Raw genomic sequence first — 6,512 nt, forward strand, 5'->3', positions numbered from 1 at the left:
CGAATGAGGACAAGTGTTATGGGTAAGAATGTCGTAGTCCTGGGCACCCAATGGGGTGATGAGGGCAAAGGCAAGATCGTTGATCTGCTGACCGAACATGCTGCCGCCGTAGTGCGCTACCAAGGCGGCCACAATGCTGGCCACACCCTGGTCATCGATGGCGAAAAAACCGTCTTGCACCTGATCCCATCGGGCGTACTGCGCGAAGGCGTGCAGTGCCTGATTGGCAACGGCGTGGTGGTTGCACCGGATGCCTTGCTGCGCGAGATCACCAAGCTGGAAGAGAAAGGCGTGCCAGTGCGCGAGCGCCTGCGTATCAGCCCGTCTTGCCCGCTGATCCTGTCTTTCCACGTAGCGCTGGACCAGGCTCGTGAAAAGGCCCGTGGCGAGCTGAAGATCGGTACTACCGGTCGCGGCATCGGCCCGGCCTACGAAGACAAAGTTGCACGTCGTGGCCTGCGTGTGGGCGACCTGCTCAACATGCCGCGTTTTGAAGACAAGCTGCGTGAACTGGTGGATTACCACAACTTCATGCTGGTGGGTTACTACAAAGAGCCGGCCATCGAATTCGACAAGACCCTGGCCGAATGCAAGGAATACGCGGAGCTGCTCAAGCCGCTGATGCTGGACGTGACTGCCGAGTTGCATGACCTGCGTCGCGCGGGCAAGGACATCATGTTCGAAGGTGCCCAAGGTTCGCTGCTGGACATCGACCATGGTACCTACCCGTACGTGACCAGCTCCAACACCACCGCTGGCGGCGTTGCCACCGGTTCGGGTGTTGGTCCTATGTTCCTGGACTACATCCTGGGCATCACCAAGGCTTACACCACTCGCGTAGGTTCGGGTCCATTCCCGACTGAACTGTTCGACGCAGTAGGGGCGCACCTGGCGAAGCAAGGTCACGAGTTCGGTGCGACCACCGGCCGTGCCCGTCGTTGTGGTTGGTTCGACGCCGTTATCCTGCGTCGTGCTATCGATGTGAACAGCATCTCGGGCATCTGCCTGACCAAGCTGGACGTGCTCGACGGCCTGGAAACCATCAACATCTGCGTCGGCTACAAAGATGCAGAGGGTCAGGACGTTGCTCCGACTGATGCTGACAGCTACGTGGGCCTGCAGCCTGTGTACGAAGAGGTGCCAGGCTGGGCCGAATCGACCGTGGGTGCCAAGACCCTGGAAGAGCTGCCAGCCAACGCTCGAGCCTACATCAAGCGCGTTGAAGAGCTGATCGGCGCACCGATCGACATTATTTCGACGGGCCCGGACCGCAACGAAACCATCGTTTTGCGTCATCCGTTCGCTTAATAAGTTATTGATGTAAAAAGCAAAGGGCTCCTTCGGGAGCCCTTTGTCGTTTCAGTTCGCCAAGCGGCACGACCCTTGCTGTGTTTCTTTCTTTCGCGGTGCTATCAAATTAATGGCACCCGTGGTGGAGGGATTCCCGATGTCTGCCGTTCTCTCATTGTTACAAAGCCGTCTGTTGCGGCCGGTGTTCGTTACCCTAGGTATCGCTCTTTTGGTGCAAGTGCTGGTGGCGGTTGCTCTGACCCGGAGCACGGTCACGGCACTTGAAGCTGATTTGGGCAGTCGCCTGGGCGTCGATAGTCAGAAGCTCTCTGGCGAACTGGCGCAGGCCGGCAAGGAAGTCACATCCAGTCTGGACAGCTTGTCCAGCAGTACCCGTCAGCGTCTGACCGCCGGGCTTTCCGAGCGCCTGCAGGCAGAACAGAAGCAATTGCGGGCGACCCTGGAAAAAGACCTGCAAGACTCCGCCAATGATATGGCGCAACTGCTGGCCTCGGTGGCGCCCCGCGCCATGTGGGACAGTGATGTGCCCACGTTGTCTGAGTTTGCCCGGCGTGCCCAGCGCAATCCCAACGTGTTGTTCGTGGTCTACGACGACGCCGCCGGTGAGCATTTGACTCGCTACCTGAACCGCGAAAACCCGATCAACCAGGTGTTGCTGGCAAAGGGCGCGGGTGATCGCGCGCTGGATAAAGTGCTGGATGCGGCCAAGACCGACCCTTCTGTGTACTACGTCGAAGCGTCCATCAGTCCTAATGGTGTCGAGATTGGCAAAGTGCGCATGGGGGTTTCGACGGCATCGGTAGAAGCCGACCTGCAGGCGTTGGACAAGCGTTTTGCCGCCTTGATTGCCAGCGGTGATCAGTTGGTCGGCGATAGCCTCAAAGGGGCGGCAGCAGACAGCGCGACTGCCATGGGCGCGCGCCTGCAATCGGCGCAAACCACCGCCACCCAAATGACCGCCAATACCACCAGCGCTGTGCAGGAAGCCGCCGGCACCTTGCGCTGGCGCATCGGCATGGGGCTCGCAGGGGTTGGCTTTGGCGTGTTGCTGCTGATCGCCGTGGTGCTTGGGCGCCGTGTGGTCAATCGCCTGAAGTTGCTGATTGCGGCCATGGATGACCTGGCGGCGGGCGAGGGCGACCTGACCAAGCGCGTGCAGATCAATAGCCAGGACGAAATCGGCGACATGGCCTCGGCGGTCAATCGCTTTGTGGATAAGTTGCAGCCCATCGTGCGTGAAGCGGGTGATGTGGCTCAGCGGACCGGCGTGGAGATCGGTGCCATGACCTTGCGCAATGCCGGTGCCGATGCGGCCGCTGGCCTGCAGCGTGATGAGGTGGCCGAGAGCTTGCGCGCACTCTCGCAAATGGCTGATGAAGCCCAGGCCGAGAGCCATGCGATGCAGGCAGCGTTGCAGCAGGTGGTGGATATTCGTCAGGCCACCGATGAGAACGCGCGTACCTCGGCTGAAGTGGGGAGCCTGATTGAGGCGCTGGCGGGGCAGGTCGAGGCGGGGTCCAAGGTGATCGAGCGATTGGCGCAGCAAAGTGAGCAGATCGAGGTGGTGCTGACCGTGATTCACGGTATTGCCGAGCAAACCAACCTGCTTGCCCTGAACGCCGCGATCGAAGCGGCACGCGCCGGTGAGACGGGCCGTGGCTTCGCCGTGGTGGCGGATGAGGTGCGGGCGCTGGCCAGCAAGACCCAAAGCTCTACCGGCGATATCCAGGCGCATATCGTGGCGCTGCAGCAGGGCGCGCGTGAGGCGGTGGAAACCATCGGCAAGGCCGGGCGCCAGGCCAGCGAAGGGTTGCTGGTACTGCGCGACAGCGTGCGCTTGCAGCAGACCGTGCAGGCTTCGGTGGAGCAGGTGCATGCCGCGATCGGCCTGGCCACGCGCGCAGCCGAGCATCAGGCCCAGGGTGCCCATGCAGTGCGGGGGCGGGTCGAGGTGATCCATGCCCAGGCCGAACGTGCGGCGCAGGCGGTGGTGGAGACGACGGCCAGTGGTAAGGTGCTGGATGGTTTGGCGGCGCAGTTGAAGGCGAGCCTGGGGCAGTTTCGGGCTTAGCCTCGCCTGGACTGGCCCCCTCCCACGGGTTGAAATGCATTCAAATGTGGGAGGGGGCTTGCCCAGATAGCGGTTTCAGCGACTCAGATACATCCGTGTCGTCAGCAAATACACCGGCAACCCCGACACCAATATCAACAGCGCCGCATAAGGCGCCGCCGCCGCGAATTCCACATTCGAGGTATGCGCCCACACCGCCGTCGCCAAGGTATTCAGCCCGGTTGGGCTGAGCAGCAACGTCGCCGTCAATTCCTTCATTGCGTCCAGGAACACCAGCGCAAACGCCGCGCCCAATGCCGGGAAGATAATCGGCAAGGTTACCCGGCAAAACGCGCTGAACGATGACGCGCCCAGGGTGCGCGCGGCTTCTTCCAGTTGTGGCGCGGCTTTGTTCAAGGCGGTACGAACCGGCGCCTGGGCCAGCGGCAAAAACAGTAGCGCATAGGCAATCAGCAACAGCGCTGACGTCTGGTACAGCACTGGCACGTAATGCAGGGCGAAATACACCAGGGTCAGCGCAATCACCAGGCCGGGCAGGGCGTGCAGCAAGTACGGCAGGCGTTCGGCCCAGATCGCCAGTTGGCCCTTGTAGCGCACCACCAGCAACCCCACCGGCACCGCCAGCACCAGGCACAGCGCCGCGCCACCCAGCGACAACGCCAGGGACGATAGCAGCGCCTCACTGATCTCGGCCACCGGGAACGCCGCCGACGAGCCCACCGCCAGCCAGTAACCCAGCATGCCCAGGGGAATGCCGCTGCCGATGATTGCCAGCGCAAGGCAATAGACTTGGCCCAAGAGCGCCCACCTGCCCAGGCGAACCTGTTCGGCATGCCGCGCAGCCCCTTGGCCGATGCGTACGTGTCGGCCCTTGCCGCGCACGCGCAACTCCAGCCCCAGCAGGGTGAGGCACATCACCAGCAGCACCGCCGATAACATCGCGGCGTTGGCATTGCTGAACTCCAGTTCGAACTGCTGGTAGATCGCCGTGGTAAAGGTCTGCAGGCCGATGATCGACAGTGCGCCGAATTCCACCAGCATATGCAACGCGATCAACAGCGCCCCGGCCAGCAGGGACGGCCACAGCAGGGGCAGGGTGATGCGAAAGAACACTCCCCAGCGATTGAGCCCCAGGGTGCGGGCTGATTCCTCCAGGGACGGGTCCAGATTGCGCAGGGTCGCCGCCACCGGTAGGAACACCAGCGGGTACTTGGACAGGGTCATGACCAGGATCGCCCCCCCGAGTCCTTCGAAGTTGGCGCTCAGCGACACCCAGGTGAAGCTGCTGACAAACGCCGGTACCGCAAACGGCAGGCACAGAATCACGCCCCAGATGCGTCGCCCTGGCAAGTTGCTGCGCTCCAGCAGCCAGGCCAGGGACAAGCCGATCACACCACACGCCAGCGTTACCCCGACCATCAAGGCGAGGGTATTGCGCAACAAGCCAAAGACGTAGGGCCGCCATAGCAGATGCAGCGCCTGCGCCCATCCCGCTTGCCAGGCTTTGAGCCCGACGTAGGCCAGCGGCAACAGGCTCAAGCCCACCAGGAGCAGTACGGGCAGCAACAGCCAGATCGACGGGCGCTTGCGCCGTGGGCTGAACCCCCCGCGTAGCGCGGGGGCGGGTGGCGATGGGTTCATCAGTTCAGGCCAACGTCACGTTCCAGCTCGAGGGCTTCTTCGGCGTTACCCAAGTCAGCCGGGGTGACTTTCGGCGGTTGCAGTTCGCTGAAAGGCTTGAGGCCACGATTGGATTGCATGCCCTTGCGCAGCGGGTATTCGGCCGAGGTGTTGGTGATTACACGCTGGCCTTCTTCGCTGGCCATGAATGCCAGCAGTTGCTGGGCCTCTTTGGGGTGCTTGCTGGATTTCAGTGCCGCCGCCGAGGAGACCGTGATCAGGCCGCCGGCATCGCCATCGGTGAAGTAGTGCAGTTGGGAGTCCAGGTTGGTTTTTTCCTTCTTCAGGGCAAACCAGTAGTAGTTGTTGACCAGTACGGTGGCGACTTCGCCATTTTCCACGGCTTTGAGGGCAACCATGTTGTTGCTGTACACCTTGCCGAATGCGCGCAGGCCGGTCAGCCATTCTTCGGCGGCTTCGCGACCGTGCAGCTTGATGATTGCCACGGCTTGTTCCTGGAAGGCGCCGCTGGTTGGTACAAAGCCGACCTTGCCTTGCCACTCGGGGCCGGCGAAATCCAGAACCGATTTGGGCAGGTCTTTTTCGGCGATCAGTTTCGGGTTGAAGGCCACGACGCGGGTGCGTGCGGTCACGCCCATCCAGTCGCCGTTGCTGCCGACATAGTCCTTGGGCAGTACATTCAGGGTGCTGGCATCGATCTTGGCCAGCAGGCCTTGTTCGCCGAGTTTGTTCAGTGGCGGCGATTCTTCGGTGTAAATCACGTCGGCAGGGGAGCGGTCACCTTCTTCCACGACCTGGCTGGCCAGCTGGTTGCTGCTGCCTTTGCGTACGTTGACGTGAATGCCGGTCTTGGCTTCGAAGGCCTTGGCGAGTTCATCGCCGACCTCTTTGTGTTGGCCGTTGTACAAGGTCAGGGAGACTTTATCGGCGCAATAGGCGGCAGGCGAAAGCAGGGCCAGTCCGAGTAGAGTGAGGGTCATGCCACGCAGAAGGGATGTTTTGAGACGGGTATCGCGGATCATCATCCAGGGTTTTCCTCGCTTGTGTGCAACAAATCATTGCAAGGATAAACGATAAAACTTCTCAAGTGCGGATGAGGGGCAAATAGCTGGGGAAGTTTTCAAACCCTGGAAACGAAAAAACCCGCTTTCGCGGGTTTGATCTGAATTTGGTGCCCAGGAGAAGACTCGAACTTCCACGACCTTGCGATCACCAGCACCTGAAGCTGGCGTGTCTACCAATTTCACCACCTGGGCATTCTCAAGCAGCGTTGCCGCTGTTGATGGGGCGAACTATACGGCGGGCTTTTTGATCTGTAAACCCCTGATTCGAAAAATATAAATCAAAATTCTCGTTAAAAATCAAAGGCCTGAAACGCAAAAACCCGCTTTCGCGGGTTTTTGGAGACTCAAGGTTGAAATCTTGAGTTTGAAATTGGTGCCCAGGAGAAGACTCGAACTTCCACGACCTTGCGATCACCAGCACCTGA

The 6,512-nt window shown here is 60.8% G+C and carries 5 protein-coding genes and 1 tRNA gene; 2 read left to right on the forward strand and 4 right to left on the reverse strand.

All coding sequences use genetic code 11. From position 1 onward, the window contains the following. The first annotated feature begins 18 nt into the window (after positions 1-18). Together ACODSV_RS09850 and ACODSV_RS09855 are read left to right on the forward strand one after the other, a co-directional pair. On the forward strand, positions 19-1,308 hold the full coding sequence (locus tag ACODSV_RS09850; protein ID WP_024073084.1) for an adenylosuccinate synthase: 1,290 nt from the start codon (positions 19-21) through the stop codon (positions 1,306-1,308). 139 nt (positions 1,309-1,447) lie between these two features. Then, on the forward strand, positions 1,448-3,382 hold the full coding sequence (locus tag ACODSV_RS09855) for a methyl-accepting chemotaxis protein (RefSeq protein WP_024073085.1): 1,935 nt from the start codon (positions 1,448-1,450) through the stop codon (positions 3,380-3,382). Between the two features lie 75 nt (positions 3,383-3,457). On the opposite strand, the gene ACODSV_RS09860 is transcribed toward ACODSV_RS09855, so the two are convergent. The 4 genes from ACODSV_RS09860 to ACODSV_RS09875 form a co-directional block, all read right to left on the reverse strand. After that, positions 3,458-5,023, reverse strand: a complete 1,566-nt coding sequence (locus tag ACODSV_RS09860) for an ABC transporter permease (RefSeq protein ID WP_150055989.1) — start codon at positions 5,021-5,023, stop codon at positions 3,458-3,460. Beyond that, entirely contained in the window at positions 5,023-6,048 is a 1,026-nt protein-coding gene (locus tag ACODSV_RS09865) for an iron ABC transporter substrate-binding protein (protein WP_024073087.1), read from the reverse strand. Before ACODSV_RS09865 ends, ACODSV_RS09860 begins: the two co-directional genes overlap by 1 nt. 144 nt (positions 6,049-6,192) lie before the next feature. Next, positions 6,193-6,279, reverse strand: a tRNA-Leu gene (locus ACODSV_RS09870). 4 nt (positions 6,280-6,283) lie between these two features. Next, positions 6,284-6,512 (reverse strand): hypothetical protein (locus ACODSV_RS09875; RefSeq protein ID WP_489045175.1); only part of this gene is annotated, 229 nt, incomplete at its 5' end.

The sequence above is a fragment of the Pseudomonas sp. FG86 genome, assembly GCF_057808775.1.